This window comes from Clostridium sp. 19966, assembly GCF_032335695.1.
Lineage (GTDB): Bacteria > Bacillota > Clostridia > Clostridiales > Clostridiaceae > JACTOJ01.
The window spans coordinates 90,420-110,349 of record NZ_JACTOJ010000006.1; the positions used below are offsets into that span (position 1 = coordinate 90,420).

Here is a 19,930-nt window from a genome sequence, read left to right on the forward strand (position 1 = left end):
TGTTTTATGATTCCATTGTGAAATTCAAATCATATTTTCAGCTTACATTTATAATATTTTGTGATATACCTAATTCGCTGCCTAAAAAACTTTTTATTTCTGAGGCATGCTCAGTTTCTTTTTTATCACTGCCTTCCTGCTCACTTTTTCCTATCTCTATTTTCTCAATAGGCTTTACAGCATCAGAATTTTCAGTAATATCAATATTAGCAATATTGTAGATTTTCTTATCTTTATCGTATTTAGCTTTAACTTCCACCCCAAAACTTTCTTTAGGATATTTTTGCTTTAATTTATCTTCACAAACTTTTTTTAAGTTTTCTTCAAAAGTATCAACTGTACTTTGAGTACTATTATTATCTTCAGTCAAGTTGTTACTGGTAGAATAAAGACTATTTATTCCCTGATTAATGTAGGTATCCATATTATTATTGCCTAGCATTTTTATTAAAGGATTCATAATAACAACTATAAGTATGAGCCCTAATACAAATTTTGAATATTTCTTAAAGTTATTATTTGGCATAATCATTTCTACCGCCGTAATAAAAAATACAGCTGTACAAATATTAATTATCCATCCACGCATACTCTCCAAATTAAACATCCTTTCTTTAGTGTAGAATATTTAGCTTCCTACTAATACTTTTCCGGAAGAGGCTAGTATGGAAATCATAATAAAAAACATTACCGTAACAGATATAAGGCATGACATAATAAGTATTAAAGATTCTCCTGCACAGGTTATACAATTAACTATCCTCTTATCACTTATGGGTTCTACCATAGCTGCTGTAAATCTATAAAGCATAGCCATAATAAATATTTTTATTATGGGTAATGCCATAGCTATGACAATTATTATAAGTCCTAAAGTTGATAATGCATTTTTAAGTAAAAGAGAATATCCTGCCACTGTGGATATTGCATCTGAAAGGCATTTACCTACCACAGGAATAAAATTGTCCACAGCAAACTTAGCAGTTTTAGTGGTCACCACATCCATTGTATTTGAGGTTATGCCTCTAATAGTAATCACTCCAATAAATATGGTCATCAGTATTCCTTGAGCCCAAAGTGCAAATTGATTTACTAGCTTGCTTAGCTTGTCTACTTTGTATTCATCAGATATATTATTTACAAATTGTAATATGAATCCAGCTAATATTAGTGGAATTATTACTGTAACATATATTCTTGCCGCCACATTAATTCCTGTCACTATTATAGGATCCATAACCGTTGCTTCAGATACTCCTCCGCTTCCTGCAATAAGCATTATAAGTACGGGAATTAGAGACATCATAAAATCTACCATTCCGTTTATTGTAGTCTTTGCAAGGTCTATCCCTAACAAGAAGCTTTTAGATATAACCAATATCAAAACAGAATAGCATGCATAAAAAGCTATATTAGCCAGCTTATCATTTGAAAAAGCTGACTGCAGATTATTTATTAGCGCTGCCAATATTGCAATAACTACTACGGACACCATTAATTTTGCAGATGCAAGTAATTCTTTAAAAATATACTTAATGGCAACACCGTATATTTTGTTCATGGAAATATCACTTTTACCGCTGCTTATATAATTATTTACATACTGATTTATATCTAAATCATTTAACCCATCTAATTTATCTTTCATATTGTTTATATAGTCATAAAGGCTGTCAACTTTTGCTTGCTCATTACTGTTTAGTCCAGCATTATTAGTATCTGCACATACCCTCAAAGGGACGCAAAATATCATTATCAATACAAAAATAACTATGTACCTTTTCATTTTTTCACCTACAGTATCTTTAGAATTGACTGCAATACAGCCATTAAAATTGGGATTGCCATAACTAATATTAATATTTTTCCGCAAAACTCTACCTTCGAAGCTAAGCTGCTTTCCCCTGCATCTTTACATATTTCACTGCAAAACGAAGCTAAATAAGCAATAATTAAAATCTTTATTACTATGTTTAAATAAGTTACATCTATATTTGCTTTAATTGCTAATTGTTGCAGAAACTGTATTACAGCAGTTATTTTTGAAATCATAAACAAAAATATAGCTACTCCGGCAACCATACTTATCTGTATAGCTATGTCATCTCTTTTCCCCTTAAAAATTTGGATTATGAAAAGAGCTATGAAAGCGAATAGAACTATTTTAACAATATCCATTTTTTCACCTAAAGAGAAAACATAGTTTTCACTGCTTCAAAAAGTTTATTAATAAGATTTATAACCATCATTAATATTATTACTATCCCCGCTAAATTTGTTATGGCTGCTATGTCATCCTTACCATTACTTTTAAGTACCTTATCTAATATTATTAACAATATTCCTGTGGCCCCTATTTTAAAAAGTAGACTCACATCTAGCATTTCACTTTACCTCCTTGTATTTTGTTAAGACGCTAACAATAGCACTAAAAGAACTCTTTAAATTAGCAATATCGCTACCACTGCCCCAAAAGAAAACCCTAAATATCTGTACATCTTTTTATCTTTATTTAACTTCATATTTACTTCTTCAATTCTGTATTTTAAATCATTATTGGTAAGTTCAAAAGAGTTTCTATGTCCTTCTAAATCAGATTCGCCTAAGGATCTGGCTAAATTCAGCAGTATATCCTTATCTTCATTTGTTATATAAAGATTTTTATCTTTATCCATGCTATAGTCGAAAGCTTCGTATACACTATTTATTTCATTTTCTACAAGCATCCTGGAAACATTGTTAAACAAGTTATTTATAGGAAATTTACATTTATCACCCACTCTCCTAAAAGCTTCCGGCAGTTCTGTTCTTGTATAAAACACTTCATTTTGAAGTTGAAATACTGCCGCTTGTAACTCCTTAAGTTGTATGTATCTCTTTTTTATATTTTCTGCTAACATGAATCCTAAAGCGGTACTGGATAATATTATTATCAATATTCCCATTGTTTTAATCATTTTTATACCTCCATAGCAGAAGCCATTTTTTCAAGGTTGTATATATTCTCCAAAGTACCTGCTCCCCGCCTATTACTGAGCACTATAGCTCGTTTAAACACATGATTGTCAATGAGTTCTTTGAATACTATCCTTTGTAAAAAATCCTGAATATCGTCCCCATGGATAGTTGTTATTATAGATACTCCGCAGCTCATTGCAGAAAGTATGCTTTCCATATCTTTACTTGTTCCTATTTCGTCACATATAATAACATCAGGAGACATGCTTCTTATTGCCATCATTATGCCTTCGGATTTCATACAATTATCAAGTACATCAGTCCTTATTCCTACATCTAACTGTGGAATGCCTTCACTACAGGCACTAATCTCGCTTCTTTCATCTACTATACAAACCTTTTTACCTGTACTATTAATACTTCTCATGCCATTAGATACATTCCTTGCAATATCTCTCAATATAGTAGTTTTCCCGCATTTAGGCGGAGAAATAATTATAGTATTAAGCATTCGGTTTTTTTCATATAGATAATTCATAAATCGATCAGAGCACCCAATAATCTGTCTACATATTCTTATATTAATGGATGATATATTTTTTATGGTTTTAACCCTATTGTCTTCTACAACACATTTTCCACATAGCCCAACTCTATGCCCGCCATTTATAGTTATAAAGCCCTGTCTTATTTCTTCCTCAAAGGCATATATGGAATAATTACTAATCCTTTGCATCATTATTTTCATATCTTCTTTATTTACCTTATAGCTTATTATGTGTTCTTCATTTCTATCTTGTACTATTATTGGTTGGTTAACCTTTATTCTTATCTCTTGCAGGTAATCCATATTACTATATTCAAATAAAGCTCTTTTTATGGTTTCAGGCAAAATATCTCTTATCTCTTTTGTGTTCATAATTTTTATCACTCTAAAAATATTTCAGAGTAATATTTCACCTCCTTTCATATTTAATTCATATTTTACTAGTGCCCAATTTATTACTAACAAACAAAAAAATCCTTAAGGATTTCCTTAAGGATTTTTTTGTTGAATATTTACTATTGATTTATATTTTTAAAATAATTTTTTATTATATCTCCACTACAGTTAGGGCACTTTATATTTTCATGGTTATCTATTATGGATTTATCTACATAAATTTTTTCACCACAATCTAAACATTGTATTTCTGTAAATGAATCTTCATCAAATTCATCTTCATACTCTGAACATTCATCATAGCTTTCATCTATATCTTGCATATTATCATCAATAGCTTCTAAATAAAGCTGTAAATTCAATTGAGTTTCTTCAATATCTGATATTTTATCCGATATTAATTCAAGTGCCTTTACTATTTCACATATAACTTTTCCTTCTTTAGATTGTGAATCTAACTCAAGACCTTCAATCATACCTTGAATATAAGTCATCTTAGATTTTATAGATTCCATATAACCACTCCCTTTTTTATAAGGATTAAACTCTTTCCATGTATTCCCCTGTTCTAGTGTCTATTCTTATCATATCTCCTTCATTTACGAACAAAGGAACACCTACTACAGCTCCTGTTTCTACTTTAGCTGGCTTTAATGTGTTAGTTGCTGTATTTCCTTTGAAACCTGGCTCAGTTTCAATTATCTGAAGTTCAACAAAATTTGGAGCTTCTACTGAAAAAGCCTCTCCTTTGTAGAATTTTATAACAGCAAACATATTTTCCTTTAAAAACTTAATTGCATCTTCTACTTTTTCGTAGTTTAAAGGAATCTGTTCAAATGTTTCCTGATCCATGAAATAATAAAGTTCTCCATCAGTATATAAATACTGCATTTCTTTTCTTTCAATAACAACATCCTGCAATTTTTCTGTAGGGTTAAAAGTTCTATCTGTAACTCCTCCAGAAATAACATTTCTAAGTTTAGTTCTTACAAAAGCTGCTCCTTTTCCTGGCTTAACATGTAGGAATTCAACTACTGTATATACTTGTCCATCTAGGTCAAAAGTAGTTCCTTTTCTTAAATCTCCTGCTGAAATCATTCAGTATCCCTCCAAAATCAAATTAATTAACTAAAGGTAAATAGCACTATGAATAGGATAAGTTTTTTAATCCAACTTCATTTACCATACCTATATTAAACTTTATGTATATTAAATACTTACAGACCAATCCTATTTTATCAAAACTATTTTGTATTTGCAATTATTATTTTAAAATATGCTTGTTTTATACATATTTTAATTACTTTTCTATTTCAAATATGCATGTAATACTCATGTTTGAATCTGCCTTTTTATTTATATGTTGAATTTTAACTTTTGAATTAATTGCTTTTACATCTTCAATACCTTTTTCATCCATGACTTCTAAATCTACCTTAGCTTCATTATTGTTCAATGATATTGATTTTACTTTTATATTTTTCTCAATAGCATACAAATTATTCAATAAATCTCCCAATTCCAATTTTCCATCTGATAAACCTTCAGCAGAAACAATATTATTAATAGGTTTATCTTTATGGATATTTTCTATTTCTTTTTTAGAATATATCTTATTATGAATAAAAATAATTTCTACAAACATAAATAATATAAAAATTATTCCCAATACATTCAATACATTTTTTCTCATACAGCTACCTCTTGAATAATATCTTTATTCTCATATTATAACCATCTTTACTGCTTTCTATAGGTGATAATTCAGATATTTTTAAATTCTGTTCCTTTCCTATAGCACAAATATAATCCAAAAGTACCTGTTGCTTGTTACTGCTTACCTTCATATCTATTTGATTACCTGCGCAATCAATTTCATTAATATTAATATCTTTAACTAAATCTTTTTTTATATAACCATAATAGTCATAACTGTCTAGCTGATGAATAACCTCATTAGGTTTGTTAGGTATAGTGCTGTTAGTCAAATTTATTTTCTCATTGCTATAATAACTCTTTTCATCTTTTATATAAAACAAATATATAAAGACATCTAATACGAAAATAATTAATATGACGCCTATTCGTATTTTAATCTCTTTTCCCATAGACTTTCTTCTGTACCACAGCGGAGTAAAATCATTTTTTTCATTTAATTTCTTCAACATATTTTTTTATTAAAATCTCCTCCTGAAAACAATCTACTCTTATTATATGAGTTTTAGGAAAGCTAGTATCAAAATATTCGCTGCAATTTAGTAAATACACTTGTTCATCATCATTATTTGTAAATGCACTTTGTAATGCAGCAATAAAAAAACTGTTTACATCCTGAAGTTCATTTATTTTTAAAATAGAGCTATACTTAAGCTTTCCTTTTTCGCAGCCTATAAAATATAAAGTATCTCCTGATTTCGCTGCTATTAAGAAAGTGTTGACATTGAAATTTCTAATAACATATTCCATATAACAGAATTGTATTAAATATATCCCTCTTACTCTTCTTTTTTTATTCATTTCTTTTAATATTTCCAATTTATAACTATTTATGCAGTATACAAAAACATCACAAATATTATTGTTTATATTATTAATTGAATAACTGAAGCTTATTTGTTCCATGTTCATAAATTTATGCAGCATTTGATTTTCTACAATTTTGTCCATAAGTTTCTTTTTTACTTTAGGCAATTTTATGTTAATAATACATATGTCTTCTTCATATAAGACAAAACAGTAATTTGCCTTACTATCCGAACTAATTCTTTGCTTTGCTTCTCCAATATTATCCTCTTTTAATATTAACACCTTTGTTTTCACTTTAAAATATATAACTCCTTTAGAATTTTTTTAAAATAAAATCCATTTTATTCATAGAAACCCTTATATCATAATATTGTATTACATCCTCGTAAGAACTTCCCCTGTATTCCAGCCTTATTAAATCACCTGCATTATCAAATTTAGAATTAGATTTACCGCATATAATATCAACTAGAGTAGGATTATCTCTCATACACTTTATAGTATCTTCCTTGCTGCTTAATACTCCTTTATCTTTTAATGATATAAATAGTTGATTAAAAATAGTTTCTCTTTCAAGTGTTCTCTCTTCATTGTAATTATATTTGCTTGCTTTTTGAGCTAATCTCATATCTTTGTAAACCGCCATTTTATAAATAGATAGAATCAAACTCAATATTATAATTCCAATAAATAATGCATAAATAATTACATATCCTCTACTACATTTTGATGATTGGCATTTAAACATTTTGTATATTTATTCCCCGTTTCCATTACAATTTCTATATATATTGTCTGACTATACTGCTCTATATTTATATTGGCTATCCTTTCCAATATCAACCCGCCAGTGCCATCTTTTTTACCATTAACTATATGTTCAAATTTTAAATTGTTATCTTCAGTATGTAAAAAACAAACTATATCATCGCTTTCTACTACCTTATGCATCCTTATAGTGCCACTTGCAGTTCTTATTTCATCATTGCCTTTTTCAACTGCACTGGATATAATCCTAAAGGCTTCATCCACATTAGACTCTTCCTTTTGACTGATATTATAATTGCCGTATAGAGAGCTATAATGACTAAATACCTTCGCTATGCATAAAAATACTATAGTTAATATAGACAAAGCTATAATACATTCAATTAATGTAAATCCCTTTTCTTTATTTGTATTGTGCTTTATAACATCTATGTTCCAAAACTTCACTTCTGGTACCTTCCTTTACTCTTGCAACTATGTGAACAGTTAATATTTTCTCTCCGCTTACATCTATAGCTATATTTGATGGAGTAAATGCAATTGGATTTAAAGCTTCCGCAAATCCCCTATCTTCTATGGATTTATAATTTAAATCATCATCATTGATGTACCATATAGGGCTTTCCTTTAATTTTTCTATCTCATCATATTTATACTTATTATCAATAGAAGCCTCTATAATATCTATAATATCCATATAATTTTCTAATTTTTTGTCATATTTAATTAACTTTAATGTTGATAATTCTATAGACAGAGCAGTAGTTATAAATACCATAACCATTGATAAGGCTACTAAAGCTTCTAGCAGCATATAGCCCTTTTTATGAAAATTCCACATACCCGATACCCCAGCTTATTGTTATAGCTTTATTTTTTTTATTATCGTTATCTTGATAATTGATTCTAAGTTTAGATGAGACTGATCCATCGCTGTGAATCATTATAAAACCCTTTCCATTTAAATTAACAGCACTTATGATTTTATAATTATTAGGAAATTTAAATATGCTTAGTTGTTTTACTCCATTAGAAAGTATTAGCTTATTCCCAAGAACATCACCAGATAAAGTAGCGTCAACCCTATTCTCATAGCAATAACTTTTAGCATTATTTACATAGCCTATAATATTATTGCTAAAACTTTTTTCAGCTAGCAATTTTGTAGTTTTTTTATAATTAGTTATATATCCAGCAAAAATAGTTGATAAAATGCACATTAGGGCTAAAACTATTATAAGTTCGATTAAAGTAACAGCTTTTCTTTTAATTGCTTATACATCTCCCATCTTTATCCATTATATTAAATTCCTCTTTTGAGAAATTAATGTTCATAGAATATGTTCTGTTATCGTATAAATACTCAATTGACATCTTTTTATCTTCAATATTATTTATAGTTATATCTTCATCAGTAATATCCTTAACTCCCTTTATTACGTCTGTTTTTACTATGGTATTTTCATCATTTACATATATTATAACTGCAGCCTCATATATCTCATTTCCTTTACTTACCGCGCATTTATTTTTGGCACTACCAATAATATAGGAATAATTAGCTTCTGCTATTGATGCTATTATAGCTAGGATCGCCAATACAATGATTAATTCAATTAAAGTAAATCCTTGAGATTTTTTCACTGCTCTCACCTTTTTCTATACACTATCATAAATACTAAACATAGGAATTACTATAGATATTATTATTCCTCCTACTAATACTCCGATTATTATTATGGCAACAGGCTCTATCATTTGAGTTATTTTTTGAAGTCTTATGTTGATATCTTCTTCTACTATTTTCAGCAATTTTGTAAGCATGTAATCTAATTTTCCTGTATCCTCGCCTAGGCTTACAAATGAAATAGTAAGTTCATCCATGATGTCTATAGATGAGAACGTATCATATACACTTCCACCTTCCTTCATAACCTTTATTGCCTCAAATATTTCCCTTTTCACATGATTGCTGTTAGTAATTTCGTAAGCTATTTCAAGGGATTTTAAAATACTGCACCCACTTCCATATAGTATGGTTATACATTCAATTATTTTATAAATCTCTTTTCTTACACATACTTTTCCAATAAGTGGCAGACGTTTTACTATCATAAAGAAATCTATTTTATTGTTTTTTATAAAGTAGTAACTAGTAATAATCACCAAAGAAATCATAAATATTAAAATTATTATATTATGCTTTAGAAATATACTAAAGTTTAAAATCATTTCTGTAACAATTGGAATTTTTCCACCCAAACTGTTTATCATATCCACCATACTAGGTATAACTGTCATCATTAAAATCGCTACTGTTATTATACATGTGATAAAAATAAATAGAGGATATATAGCTGCTCCTATAAGCTTTTGCTTAAGACAGCTTTCATCGTAATAATGCTTTGAAAGTTTATCAAACACGGTATCTAATCTACCTGTACTTTCTCCTATTTTTACCATATCAATCATAAATTTAGGAAAAAAATCCGATAAAATATATAAAGCCTCATGAAGCATCAATCCTTGCTCTAAATATCCAATTACTTCATTAAATTTTCTTAATATGTTTCCCTTATTAATTTGTTTAGAAACCATTCCTAAGGCTGGTAAAATTCCTATTCCACTTTCCAATGCTGAGGATATCTGTCTGCATAGCACCGAAAGTTCCATTGAATTTATCCTGCCTTTATATTGTGCTAAATAAATTTTCTTGATTTCTTTGACCTGTACTAAATATTCACCCTTGCCATAAACATGTTTCCTTAATTCTTCCTCATCATTAAAATTACATATACCTTTTTTTATTTTTCCTGCCTGAGTCAGGCTAACATATTTATATTTTTTCACATTGCTCACCCATTAAGTGAATGTCTCCGTTTGATAAAATCATCAATTCCTCTATAGTTGTTATACCTTCTGTTATCATATCCATAGCATTTTTTATCATATTGCTTTGTTGAGGTTTTATGTAAATATTATTTTTCTTCATTATAAATCTTTTAGTTTCATCATCTACCATAAGGATTTCACTCACAGCCACTCTCCCATGATAACCACTGTGATTGCAGCTGATGCATCCCGTCCCTTTATAAGCATTTCCCTTTAAGCTTTCTTTTAGAATATTCCTTTCTTCTTCATTTGGGATATATATTTTCTTACACTTAGTACAAATCTTTCTCACTAATCTTTGAGATATAACTGCTATTAGTGCATCTGCTAAAAGATATTTTTCTATACCCATCTCTAAAAGTCTATCTATAGTAGCATAGGTGCCATTGGTATGAAGCGTGGATATAACTAAATGTCCGGTTATAGCCGCTCTTATAGCTATGGCAGCAGTTTCTTCATCTCTTATCTCTCCAATCATTATCACATCGGGGTCTTGTCTGAGGATGCTCCTTAGTCCCCTGGCAAAGGTTATCCCTGCTTTTATATTCACATTTATCTGATTAATACCCTGTAATGTATATTCCACTGGGTCTTCAATAGTAGTAATATTAAGATTCCTTTTTCTTAATTCATTCAGCATGGAATATAGAGTAGTTGTCTTTCCGCTGCCAGTAGGTCCTGTAACTAGTATGATTCCATGGCTTTTCAATAAAAGCTTTCTTAATAAATTTACATCTCCTTTGTTTAAATACAATTTTTCTATTGAAGAAAATTCATCTTTGCTAGAAAGAATCCTTATTACTATTTTTTCTCCAAATATTACTGGTATAGTAGATATCCTTAAATCATAATCCGCTTCTTTAAGTTTATATTGGCAGCCTCCATCCTGTGGAATCCTTTTTTCTGATATGTCCATATTGCAAAGAATTTTAATTCTAACCACAATATTATTGTATATTTCATTAAGTATAGTCAGTGCATCAAATAATTTACCATCAATTCTATATCTGACTTTGACTTCATTTTCACCTGGCTCTATATGTATATCGCTAGCATTTTTAATTATTGCTTCATTTATCATATATTCAACTAATTTTACTGCTGGAGATTCCATTATCTCTGCCTTGGTTCCTATTTTCGAAGCAGAAGCCCCTTCTACTTTCTTTATGCTTTCCAATAAGTCTTTCATAGCTTTATTTATGCCTATTACTTGATAAGCTTCTTTAATCAAACTTTTTAATTTCATATCCTCAATTTTAATACACTTAATGTTTAATCTAGTCATTATCTTAAGCTGACCTAATACTTCAGCATCATAAGCAGATACAGCAACAAAAAGAGTATTTTCTTCTTGCTTTATAGGCAAAATCTTATTTTTAAGTACAAATTCCATGGGAATGATAGAAAAGAGTGCTTTATCTATGCTGTCCAAATTTATGCATTGAATATTTTTATTTTCCATATTACCTCCAACGAAGCATTTTATTCAAATTATTTACAAAATAATATTTTTTAATCAGGTCATAAATTTTATTTTTTGGCTTTGTTTTGAATGCTTTACTTGACACATTAAACTAATATGGCATAACATATAAATAAAACCGTTTCAATTGCATGTTTTACGAAAGGATGATTGCAACATGGCACTAGATGGTATATTTCTAAATGCTCTTTACAATGAGCTTAAATGCATCATTGATGGAAGAATAGATAAAGTTAATCAACCCGAAAAAGATGAAGTGATTTTGGGAATTCGCTGCAGTTCCTACAGCAAGAAATTATTGATAAGTTCAAGCTCTTCTTATCCTAGGATACACTTTACCAATATAACAAAACCAAACCCTATTCAAGCACCTATGTTCTGCATGGTGTTGAGAAAATATTTAGTGGGTGGAAGAATAATAGATGTACATCAGCTAGGCAATGATAGAATTCTTATCATAGATGTAGAAAATACAGACGAAATGGGTTTTAACAGCATTTATTCTATTATTATTGAAATAATGGGGAGACACAGCAATATAAGCCTTGTAAGGCAGAGAGACAACATAGTAATGGATAGTATTAAACATATTACTCCTGATATAAATACATATAGATGTTTGTATCCAAATACTACCTATGTATATCCCCCAAGTACGGATAAGCTAAATCCAATGTCTTTTTCTTATGATGAATTTGAAAGCTATATAAAATCTCATGAGCTTAGCTTTAATGAAAAATTATTTTCTAATGTTTTTTCAGGAGTCAGTTCCTTAGTGTCAAAGGAGCTTCACGGCTTATGCTTAAAAGAAATTTCTAACGAATGGAAAGCTTACTATGATGTATGTTCTGCTTTTTTTTCAAAAATGAAAAATTCTTCTTTTGAGTTTACTTTATATTTTGATGATAAAAATAATTATAAAGACTTTCACTGCATAAATCTTCAAGTTCTTAAGCATCTAAATACCAAAAGTTTCAATACTGCCAGCGGACTTTTAGATACTTTTTATTATGAAAAAGATAAGCAGGATAGGCTTAATCAAAAAAGCTCAGATTTGCATAAACTTCTTATGAACAATATTGAAAGATGCAATAAAAAATTTGCTATATTAACACATACATTAGAAGAATGCAAAGAAAAAGATAAATATTCACTTTTCGGAGAGCTTTTAACTGCAAATTTTTATTCGTTGAAAGTTGGTGAAAAATCTGTAAAATTATTGAATTATTATATTGATAATGGCGAATATGTGGATATACCTTTGGATTCCAACAAAACTCCTTCTGAAAACATTCAATATTACTACAAGAAGTATAATAAACTGAAAAAATCTGAAGAAGGTGCAATCCTTCAGCTTAAAATAAATCAAGATGAACTTGATTATTTAAATTCTGTATTGACTAATGTTTCTGCCAGTGAAAATTATGATGATATAGAAGAAATCAGAAGGGAATTGGTGGAATCTGGATATATAAGATATAAAAAGAGCTCCAAGAAAAATAAAATAAAGCCTTCTCGTCCCCTTCACTTTAAGTCCAATGACGGAATAGAGATTTATGTAGGCAAAAATAACATTCAAAATGATCATTTGACCTTAAAGTTTGCGGATAAAACAGATACTTGGCTGCATACAAAAAATATTCCAGGTTCACATGTAATAATAAAAGCTAAAGCAAAAGATATTCCTGATAACACATTAACAGAGGCTGCTATACTAGCTGCTTTCTACAGTAAGGCTTCAAATTCTACAAAAGTTCCTGTAGATTATACTGAAGTAAGAAATGTTAAAAAGCCAGCTGGAGCTAAACCTGGAATGGTTATTTACTCAACAAACAAAACTTTATATGTAGATCCTTATGATATTAAATTAGAAAAAATATAAAAGCGGCCTATGCCGCTTTTATTCTAATACCCCAAAATCGTATCCTTTTCCTCTTAAATATTCTATTACCTGCGGAAGTGCCTGCACAGAAGTACTCTTTGCAGCAGCATCATGCATAAGTACCACTAAGGTATTGCTATTAGCAATATTAGTGTATTTCTTAAGGTTTGCTACAAGCATATTTACTGGTACATTATTATGGTCTGCATCTCCTGTTTCATCATTCCAATCCACAAAATGATATCCGGCTTTAATCATTGCCTCTTTATAAGGAGTCACTACTTCACCATGCCCCATGTAGCCTCCCGGAAATCTAACCAGCTTTTTATTGTATTCATCGCCTAAAATAGATTTCAATACTCTATCAGCATGATTCACATCTTCCATAAGCTTTTCCGGGCCTATTTTCCAATAGCTTATGGGATGGCTATATGTGTGATTGCCAACCACATGTCCCTCTGCTATCTCTTCTTTTACTAAATCAGGATTGCTCTCTGCATTCTTTCCTATAAGAAAGAAGGTTGCCTTTATGTTATTTTGCTTTAAAATATTTAATATTTTAAGAGTGTTAATAGACGGTCCATCATCAAAAGTCAGATAAGCAATCTTTTTACCATCACCTCTTCTTTCCTGCCAAGGCTTGTACTCACCTGCAGGAACATTAGTAGTGAAAGCTGGATTAGCACTATTTTCTTTAACTTCATTTTTAGGTACGGTATTATTATTTGCAGCAGATTGAACTGATTTTACATTTACAGCAGCAGTTTTGGGTTTTTTATTTTCAATTAACTTGTTTACTGAAAAAAAACCTATGAAAAAAATAATTGCTAAAGCCGTAACTGTCCCTATAGTTTTTAAGAACCTTTTTTTATTAATTCTGATGTGTTTTTTTTTCAAGCTATCATCCCCCTATAAATAATACTACAAATCTAAATTAAAGTTTCATAAATTTATAGATAAATATGAAATAAGGGAATGCAATATGCCTTCCCTTATTTAAAAATAAAACTATTTATTCATGTATTGATAATAATAACATTTTATCTTGCCATTATAAAGTTTTCTATTTTTACTTGATTTATATCCAAAAATATTTTCAAATCCTTCATAAGCTGTAAGAACATAAAATTGCCAGTTGTTAAGTTTTTCATATTTGCTTCCTAAGATTTTATAAAGCTCTTCAACCTCTTTTTTCTCTCCTAACCTTTCTCCATAAGGAGGATTAGTTATTATATATCCTCCCTTTTTGCTAGAAGAAAATTCTTGCATAGGCAGCTTCTGAAAAAATATATGTTGGGATATTCCTGCCTTTTCTGCATTTTCTTTAGCAGTTTTAAGAACTCTTCCATCAATATCTGAAGCAAATATTTTAAAATCCTCTGAATTAACAGCCTTCCTAGCTCCTTCTCTTACTTGATTCCAGATAGCAGGGTCCATAGAGGGCCATTCTTCACACACAAAGCTTCTATTTATGCCTGGTGCCATATTCCTTCCTATCATTGCTGCTTCAATAGGTATTGTCCCTGAACCACAGAACACATCAGACAGAACTTTGCTATTATCCCATTTACTTATTATAACTAATGCAGCAGCTAAGGTTTCCTTCAAAGGTGCTGCTCCAGCATTTTCTCTATATCCCCTTTTATGAAGCCCTGCGCCAGATGTATCAATAGTCAGAGTAACTACATCCTTTAAGAGTGCAACTTCAATTTTATAAATAGGTCCATCTTCTTCAAACCAATCTCTTTTATACTTGTGCTTCATAGATTCAACAACAGCTTTTTTTACTATAGATTGACAATCAGAAACACTAAACAAAGTAGACTTTATAGATTTTCCTACCACATGCATTTTGCCATCTACAGGTATAATATCTCCCCAAGGAATATTTACTGTACCTTGAAATAGCTCTTCAAAGCTTCTAGCAGTAAATTCCTTAATCTTTATAAGAATTCTATCTGCTGTTCTAAGCCATATATTAGTTATGGCTACATCCATATCGTCCCCTTTAAAAGTTACTTTGCCGTTTTCTACTTTTAAATCATCATATCCCAAGTCTTTTAGCTCTCTAGCTGTTATAGCTTCTATGCCAAAAGTAGAGGTTGCTATTAATTCATATTCCATATAATGCTCCTTGCTCAACTATGTAATTTTTTTAGGCTCTGTTTTAAATCAGTGTTGTTCTAATATACTCTATAAGTTTAATTTTATACTTACAGGACAATGGTCGGATCCCATGACCTCATTTAATATATCAGCTTCAGCTACATTATCCATCAGATTATTAGATACGAAATGATAGTCTATTCTCCAGCCTGTATTTCTCTCTCTAGCCTTAAACATATAACTCCACCAGGAATATTTTATTGTATCTGGATTAAGCTTTCTAAATACATCCGTATATCCTTCACCAATAAATTTATCAATCCAAGCTCTTTCTATGGGCAAAAATCCTGAAGTTTTTTCATTAGCTTTGGCATTCTTTATATCCATTTCTGTATGAGCTGTATTATAATCTCCACAAATGACAAGCTTCTTTCCTGCTTTAACTTCCCCATTTGCAAAATCCAGCAGCGCATCATAAAACCTTAATTTATAATCCAATCTCTCTTCGTCTCGCTGACCGTTAGGAAAATATATATTCATAAGTTCAAAATCCTCAAATTCTGTAATAAGTATTCTTCCTTCACAGTCAAACTCCTCTATGCCAATACCATGCCTTACTGCTTTAGGTTCAGCCTTTGTATAGGTGGCAACTCCGCTGTAACCTTTTTTCTCTGCAAAGCTATAATAGGATTTATATTCACCTATATTAGTTATATCTTCTATAAGCTGATTTTCCTGCAGTTTTGTTTCTTGAATACATAATATATCTGGAGAGGCTTCTAACAGCCATTCTTTAAAATTCTTTTTCATAACAGCTCTAAGACCGTTAACATTCCATGATAATATTTCCAAGTTTATCACCTCTTATTAAAAAAATAACTGATATAATCTATATCATATATAGATTATATCAGTTACTAAGAAAATATAAACTATTATTTTTTATTTGAAGGGTTAGGTTCATATTTTTCATTCATAAGTCCTAGCTTATCCAAAACATAAAACAACAAGGACAATATAACTCCAACCACTGCTGCAAGCGCCATTCCTTTGATTGTTGCGCCAGTACGTCCAAGTTTTATAGAAGCTCCGCTAACTCCTATTACGAAAGTAACAGCTGCTAACACCATATTATAATTTTTGCTGAAATCTACAGCGTTTTCTACTAACATTCTTATTCCTGATATAGCTATAACTCCATAAAGTAAAATCGTTACTCCTCCCATTACAGGATCAGGTATAACTTGAATTATGGCTGCAATCTTTCCTATGCAAGAAAACAATATAGCAAGAATCGCTGCTCCTCTTATAACCCAAACAGAATAAACTCTAGTGATTGCCATAACTCCGATATTTTCACCATAAGTTGTATTTGGAGGTGAACCAGCAAAGCCTGAAACAATGTTGCTTAAACCATCTGCTAACAATGAAGTGTGAAGCCCTGGATCTTTAATTAGATCCTTATTTGTAACATTACCTGTAACAATAAGATGTCCTACATGTTCGGCAAATACCACTAGACAAGCTGGGGCTATCATGATTATTGCATTCAAATCAAATACTGGAGCAGTGAACTTAGGAAGTGCAAACCAATGTGCCTGAGCTATTACAGAGGTTTTAACTAAACCTAATGGCAAAGCTAAAATATATCCAACCACAACCGCAATAAGTATTGGAATAACCTTCATAAATCTTCTAAATACAACAGTTCCTATAACTCCTACTGCCAATGTAACCATGGATACAAGCAAAGTATATTTAGGAAGCGTAGCACCTGCTGCTACTACAAGTCCAGCTTGACTTGCAGCATTAGGTGCAAGTTCTAAGCCTATAACTGCTACTACAGATCCCATAACTGCTGGAGGCATAACTATGTCTATCCAAGCGGTTCCTGCATATCTTATTACGAAAGACATTATCACAAAGAATAAACCAAAGAATATAAATCCCGACTGAGCATGAGCAAAGGAAGTTGATGCAATTATCGCTGTTACAGGAGCTATAAATGCAAAGCTAGATCCTAGGTAAGCAGGTATTTTTCCTCTAGTTATTATTGTGTAAAGTATAGTTCCTATTCCATTCATAAGCAACGCAATGGCAGGATTAATATGGAACATGCTAGGTACAAGTATAGTGGCACCAAACATAGCAAATAGGTGCTGGAAACTTAACGGTATAGTTTTACCTAACGGAAGTTTTTCTTCTACATCTACAAAATCTTTCATCTTTTCCCCCTAGTTATATATTAAAATTTTTAATTAATATCAAATATTTTAACAGAGTCCTCTTTATTATCACTTTCTTTTAATTCTACAGCTATAATTTCAGATTTTGATGTAGGTACATTCTTTCCCACGAAATCTGCTCTTATAGGAAGCTCCCTATGCCCTCTGTCTATAAGCACTGCAAGCTCTATCATCTGTGGCCTTCCTACAGATATTACTGCATCAATGGCAGCCCTGGCAGTTCTTCCTGTATATACAACATCGTCCACTAATATAACTTTCTTATCTTCTACAGCTACCCCCAAATGACTATCATTAATTTTAGGTACATCAGCTATTTTTTTAAGATCATCTCTATACAAGCTTATATCCACACTTCCAACAGGAATTTTTATTCCTTCAATCTCCTCAATTTTCTTAGATATTCTTTCAGCTATAGGATATCCTCTTCTCTTTATTCCGATTAGTACTACATCCTCTACGCCTTTATTTTTCTCAATGATTTCATGTGAAATTCTTGTAAGAGTCCTTTGAAGAGCTTTTTCATCTAAAAGCACTGACTTTAATTCCACAAATTCACCTTCTTCCCCATTTTATTATTTACTGCTTGGCTATTAGTATGATATTTATTAATAAAAGAAAATTGCCCAACCCAAAAAGGGTAAGGCAATTGAATATCCCAAATTTATCTAAATAAGCCTTACGACCTCACAGGATCGTTTAAAGGTAGCGGTATTAAATTTAAATCCTATATATCATAGAAATAATATCACAATTCAAATATTATTTCAACTCGCTTTTTAAAATGTTGAGTATTTTTACAAAATACCCTGGCAGCTCAGAATTAAACTCAATATATTCATGAGTGGTAGGGTGAATAAAACCTAAGGTTTTTGCATGTAGCATTTGTCCTTGCAGATTAAATTTTTGTTTTTTATATCCATACAGTGGATCTCCAACCAGCGGGTGCCCTATATGAGCCATATGAACTCTTATTTGATGAGTTCTTCCAGTCTCTAATTTGCATTGAATCAAGGTAGCATTATTGTATCTTTCCAGCACCTTAAAATGAGTAATTGCTTTCTTGCCATCCTTAACTACCGCAAATTTCAATCTGTCAACGGTATGTCTTCCTAATAGGGCATCTACTTTACCTTCATCCTGCTTTATTACTCCTTCAGCCAAAGCTATATATATTCTATTCATTGTATGGTCTTTCAGCTGCTCGCTAAGACTATTATGAGCACAATCATTTTTGGCTACCACAAGAACTCCAGAGGTATCCTTGTCAATCCTATGAACTATTCCAGGTCTTATAACTCCATTTATTCCCGATAGATCCTTACAATGAGCCAGAAGTGCATTAACCATAGTTCCTGAATAGTTACCAACTGCAGGATGCACCACCATGCCTTGAGGTTTATTTACTACTATTATATCATTGTCTTCGTAGATAATATCTAGAGGAATATCTTCAGGTTCAACGCTTAAAATTTCAAGCTCTGGAATATCAACTAGTATAGAATCAGCATTTTTAATCTTATAATTACTTTTTACAATTTTATCATTTACTTTTACATTACCACGGTTAATTATTTCCTGTATATAAGATCTTGATTTATCTGTTATTAATTCGCTTAAATATTTATCTATTCGCATTCCTGCTTGACTTTCATCAACATTGTATAAAAATTGTTCCATTACTTGACATCCTTTAATATATATATTGCTAATGAAATTGTTCCAAACACTACGCAAATATCTGCTACATTAAAATTGGGCCAGCTATATACATCTTTGTAGTGAAGTAAAATAAAATCTATTACATATCCTCTATATATTCTATCAATTAAGTTTCCTATGGCACCGCCAATTACTAAGGATGCGCCTATCCTAAAAAACTTGGATTTAATCTTGGATTTATACATATAAAAGATAATTAAAGAAAGTATTATCAAAGTTATAATGCTTAGTATTATCTGCTTATTTGCAAATATGCCAAATGCAGCTCCGACATTTTCTACATATGAGAAAGAAAAGAGATTTTTAATAATTACTACTTCATTTCCACCTGAAAGTGCTTTTGCTGCTGCTATTTTAGTAACTCGGTCTGCTATTATGCCTAATACTATTATGATAAACTCCAT

At 30.6% G+C, this 19,930-nt stretch carries 26 protein-coding genes; 1 reads left to right on the forward strand and 25 read right to left on the reverse strand.

Annotation, left to right across the window (positions count from 1 at the left end):
- Positions 1 to 37: 37 nt before the first annotated feature.
- The 18 genes from spoIIIAF to IAI10_RS08060 all read right to left on the reverse strand — a co-directional run bounded on the left by spoIIIAF (position 38) and on the right by IAI10_RS08060 (position 11,549).
- Positions 38 to 589 carry a stage III sporulation protein AF gene (gene spoIIIAF / locus IAI10_RS07975; protein WP_315672914.1) on the reverse strand — a complete coding sequence of 184 codons (552 nt, stop codon included), beginning with the start codon at positions 587 to 589 and terminating at the stop codon, positions 38 to 40.
- 39 nt (positions 590 to 628) lie between these two features.
- Positions 629 to 1,786, reverse strand: a complete 1,158-nt coding sequence (spoIIIAE, locus tag IAI10_RS07980) for a stage III sporulation protein AE (RefSeq protein WP_315672772.1) — start codon at positions 1,784 to 1,786, stop codon at positions 629 to 631.
- A gap of 8 nt (positions 1,787 to 1,794) precedes the next feature.
- Complete coding sequence (gene spoIIIAD / locus IAI10_RS07985; RefSeq protein WP_315672773.1) at positions 1,795 to 2,178, reverse strand: stage III sporulation protein AD; 384 nt, start codon at positions 2,176 to 2,178, stop codon at positions 1,795 to 1,797.
- Positions 2,179 to 2,186: 8 nt separating this feature from the next.
- The gene (gene spoIIIAC, locus IAI10_RS07990) at positions 2,187 to 2,384 is read right to left on the reverse strand and encodes a stage III sporulation protein AC (protein ID WP_315672774.1); all 198 of its coding nucleotides are present in this window, start codon (positions 2,382 to 2,384) and stop codon (positions 2,187 to 2,189) included.
- Positions 2,385 to 2,441: 57 nt separating this feature from the next.
- Positions 2,442 to 2,957 (reverse strand): stage III sporulation protein SpoIIIAB, encoded by a 516-nt coding sequence (gene spoIIIAB, locus IAI10_RS07995; protein ID WP_315672775.1) that lies wholly within the window; start codon positions 2,955 to 2,957, stop codon positions 2,442 to 2,444.
- 2 nt (positions 2,958 to 2,959) lie between these two features.
- Positions 2,960 to 3,877: a stage III sporulation protein AA gene (spoIIIAA, locus tag IAI10_RS08000; protein WP_315672776.1), complete on the reverse strand. Its 918-nt coding sequence runs from the start codon at positions 3,875 to 3,877 to the stop codon at positions 2,960 to 2,962.
- Positions 3,878 to 4,020: 143 nt separating this feature from the next.
- Positions 4,021 to 4,416, reverse strand: coding sequence for a CD1247 N-terminal domain-containing protein (locus IAI10_RS08005; protein ID WP_315672777.1), 396 nt, complete (start codon positions 4,414 to 4,416; stop codon positions 4,021 to 4,023).
- Positions 4,417 to 4,441: 25 nt separating this feature from the next.
- Positions 4,442 to 4,999, reverse strand: a complete 558-nt coding sequence (efp, locus tag IAI10_RS08010) for an elongation factor P (protein ID WP_315672778.1) — start codon at positions 4,997 to 4,999, stop codon at positions 4,442 to 4,444.
- Between the two features lie 202 nt (positions 5,000 to 5,201).
- Entirely contained in the window at positions 5,202 to 5,594 is a 393-nt protein-coding gene (locus IAI10_RS08015) for a hypothetical protein (RefSeq protein WP_315672779.1), read from the reverse strand.
- Between the two features lie 4 nt (positions 5,595 to 5,598).
- Positions 5,599 to 6,009 (reverse strand): hypothetical protein, encoded by a 411-nt coding sequence (locus IAI10_RS08020; protein ID WP_315672780.1) that lies wholly within the window; start codon positions 6,007 to 6,009, stop codon positions 5,599 to 5,601.
- Between the two features lie 40 nt (positions 6,010 to 6,049).
- The gene (locus IAI10_RS08025; protein WP_315672781.1) at positions 6,050 to 6,721 is read right to left on the reverse strand and encodes a hypothetical protein; all 672 of its coding nucleotides are present in this window, start codon (positions 6,719 to 6,721) and stop codon (positions 6,050 to 6,052) included.
- A 19-nt stretch (positions 6,722 to 6,740) separates the two neighbouring features.
- On the reverse strand, positions 6,741 to 7,055 hold the full coding sequence (locus IAI10_RS08030) for a hypothetical protein (protein ID WP_315672782.1): 315 nt from the start codon (positions 7,053 to 7,055) through the stop codon (positions 6,741 to 6,743).
- A gap of 77 nt (positions 7,056 to 7,132) precedes the next feature.
- Complete coding sequence (locus IAI10_RS08035; protein WP_315672783.1) at positions 7,133 to 7,642, reverse strand: prepilin-type N-terminal cleavage/methylation domain-containing protein; 510 nt, start codon at positions 7,640 to 7,642, stop codon at positions 7,133 to 7,135.
- A complete protein-coding gene (locus IAI10_RS08040) occupies positions 7,599 to 8,036 on the reverse strand; it encodes a hypothetical protein (RefSeq protein WP_315672784.1) in 438 nt (145 codons plus the stop codon). Before IAI10_RS08040 ends, IAI10_RS08035 begins: the two co-directional genes overlap by 44 nt.
- Positions 8,020 to 8,466 carry a Tfp pilus assembly protein FimT/FimU gene (locus IAI10_RS08045; protein WP_396334359.1) on the reverse strand — a complete coding sequence of 149 codons (447 nt, stop codon included), beginning with the start codon at positions 8,464 to 8,466 and terminating at the stop codon, positions 8,020 to 8,022. Before IAI10_RS08045 ends, IAI10_RS08040 begins: the two co-directional genes overlap by 17 nt.
- Complete coding sequence (locus tag IAI10_RS08050) at positions 8,462 to 8,839, reverse strand: prepilin-type N-terminal cleavage/methylation domain-containing protein (protein ID WP_315672786.1); 378 nt, start codon at positions 8,837 to 8,839, stop codon at positions 8,462 to 8,464. Before IAI10_RS08050 ends, IAI10_RS08045 begins: the two co-directional genes overlap by 5 nt.
- 15 nt (positions 8,840 to 8,854) lie before the next feature.
- The gene (locus IAI10_RS08055; protein ID WP_315672787.1) at positions 8,855 to 10,045 is read right to left on the reverse strand and encodes a type II secretion system F family protein; all 1,191 of its coding nucleotides are present in this window, start codon (positions 10,043 to 10,045) and stop codon (positions 8,855 to 8,857) included.
- Positions 10,032 to 11,549: a GspE/PulE family protein gene (locus IAI10_RS08060; RefSeq protein ID WP_315672788.1), complete on the reverse strand. Its 1,518-nt coding sequence runs from the start codon at positions 11,547 to 11,549 to the stop codon at positions 10,032 to 10,034. Before IAI10_RS08060 ends, IAI10_RS08055 begins: the two co-directional genes overlap by 14 nt.
- Positions 11,550 to 11,727: 178 nt before the next feature.
- On the opposite strand from IAI10_RS08060, the gene IAI10_RS08065 reads away from it, so the two are divergent.
- Positions 11,728 to 13,452: an NFACT RNA binding domain-containing protein gene (locus IAI10_RS08065; protein ID WP_315672789.1), complete on the forward strand. Its 1,725-nt coding sequence runs from the start codon at positions 11,728 to 11,730 to the stop codon at positions 13,450 to 13,452.
- Between the two features lie 18 nt (positions 13,453 to 13,470).
- On the opposite strand, the gene IAI10_RS08070 is transcribed toward IAI10_RS08065, so the two are convergent.
- From IAI10_RS08070 to lspA, 7 genes are all read right to left on the reverse strand, one after another.
- Positions 13,471 to 14,349, reverse strand: a complete 879-nt coding sequence (locus IAI10_RS08070; protein WP_315672790.1) for a polysaccharide deacetylase family protein — start codon at positions 14,347 to 14,349, stop codon at positions 13,471 to 13,473.
- A gap of 111 nt (positions 14,350 to 14,460) precedes the next feature.
- Entirely contained in the window at positions 14,461 to 15,576 is a 1,116-nt protein-coding gene (locus IAI10_RS08075; protein ID WP_315672791.1) for a class I SAM-dependent RNA methyltransferase, read from the reverse strand.
- A gap of 69 nt (positions 15,577 to 15,645) precedes the next feature.
- Positions 15,646 to 16,410, reverse strand: a complete 765-nt coding sequence (locus IAI10_RS08080; RefSeq protein ID WP_315672792.1) for an exodeoxyribonuclease III — start codon at positions 16,408 to 16,410, stop codon at positions 15,646 to 15,648.
- Positions 16,411 to 16,493: 83 nt separating this feature from the next.
- On the reverse strand, positions 16,494 to 17,783 hold the full coding sequence (gene uraA, locus IAI10_RS08085; protein WP_315672793.1) for a uracil permease: 1,290 nt from the start codon (positions 17,781 to 17,783) through the stop codon (positions 16,494 to 16,496).
- A gap of 29 nt (positions 17,784 to 17,812) precedes the next feature.
- Positions 17,813 to 18,355 carry a bifunctional pyr operon transcriptional regulator/uracil phosphoribosyltransferase PyrR gene (pyrR, locus tag IAI10_RS08090; RefSeq protein WP_315672794.1) on the reverse strand — a complete coding sequence of 181 codons (543 nt, stop codon included), beginning with the start codon at positions 18,353 to 18,355 and terminating at the stop codon, positions 17,813 to 17,815.
- A 211-nt stretch (positions 18,356 to 18,566) separates the two neighbouring features.
- On the reverse strand, positions 18,567 to 19,484 hold the full coding sequence (locus IAI10_RS08095) for an RluA family pseudouridine synthase (protein WP_315672795.1): 918 nt from the start codon (positions 19,482 to 19,484) through the stop codon (positions 18,567 to 18,569).
- Positions 19,484 to 19,930: a signal peptidase II gene (lspA, locus tag IAI10_RS08100; protein WP_315672796.1), complete on the reverse strand. Its 447-nt coding sequence runs from the start codon at positions 19,928 to 19,930 to the stop codon at positions 19,484 to 19,486. The genes IAI10_RS08095 and lspA overlap by 1 nt, the downstream gene beginning before the upstream one ends.

Coding starts and splice junctions, on each gene's coding strand:
- spoIIIAF (WP_315672914.1), bottom strand. CDS start 589: ATGCGTGGATGGATAATTAATATTTGTACAGCTGTATTTTTTATTACG.
- spoIIIAE (WP_315672772.1), bottom strand. CDS start 1,786: ATGAAAAGGTACATAGTTATTTTTGTATTGATAATGATATTTTGCGTC.
- spoIIIAD (WP_315672773.1), bottom strand. CDS start 2,178: ATGGATATTGTTAAAATAGTTCTATTCGCTTTCATAGCTCTTTTCATA.
- spoIIIAC (WP_315672774.1), bottom strand. CDS start 2,384: ATGCTAGATGTGAGTCTACTTTTTAAAATAGGGGCCACAGGAATATTG.
- spoIIIAB (WP_315672775.1), bottom strand. CDS start 2,957: ATGATTAAAACAATGGGAATATTGATAATAATATTATCCAGTACCGCT.
- spoIIIAA (WP_315672776.1), bottom strand. CDS start 3,877: ATGAACACAAAAGAGATAAGAGATATTTTGCCTGAAACCATAAAAAGA.
- IAI10_RS08005 (WP_315672777.1), bottom strand. CDS start 4,416: ATGGAATCTATAAAATCTAAGATGACTTATATTCAAGGTATGATTGAA.
- efp (WP_315672778.1), bottom strand. CDS start 4,999: ATGATTTCAGCAGGAGATTTAAGAAAAGGAACTACTTTTGACCTAGAT.
- IAI10_RS08015 (WP_315672779.1), bottom strand. CDS start 5,594: ATGAGAAAAAATGTATTGAATGTATTGGGAATAATTTTTATATTATTT.
- IAI10_RS08020 (WP_315672780.1), bottom strand. CDS start 6,009: ATGGGAAAAGAGATTAAAATACGAATAGGCGTCATATTAATTATTTTC.
- IAI10_RS08030 (WP_315672782.1), bottom strand. CDS start 7,055: ATGAGATTAGCTCAAAAAGCAAGCAAATATAATTACAATGAAGAGAGA.
- IAI10_RS08040 (WP_315672784.1), bottom strand. CDS start 8,036: ATGTGGAATTTTCATAAAAAGGGCTATATGCTGCTAGAAGCTTTAGTA.
- IAI10_RS08060 (WP_315672788.1), bottom strand. CDS start 11,549: ATGGAAAATAAAAATATTCAATGCATAAATTTGGACAGCATAGATAAA.
- IAI10_RS08065 (WP_315672789.1), top strand. CDS start 11,728: ATGGCACTAGATGGTATATTTCTAAATGCTCTTTACAATGAGCTTAAA.
- IAI10_RS08075 (WP_315672791.1), bottom strand. CDS start 15,576: ATGGAATATGAATTAATAGCAACCTCTACTTTTGGCATAGAAGCTATA.
- uraA (WP_315672793.1), bottom strand. CDS start 17,783: ATGAAAGATTTTGTAGATGTAGAAGAAAAACTTCCGTTAGGTAAAACT.
- IAI10_RS08095 (WP_315672795.1), bottom strand. CDS start 19,484: ATGGAACAATTTTTATACAATGTTGATGAAAGTCAAGCAGGAATGCGA.
- lspA (WP_315672796.1), bottom strand. CDS start 19,930: ATGGAGTTTATCATAATAGTATTAGGCATAATAGCAGACCGAGTTACT.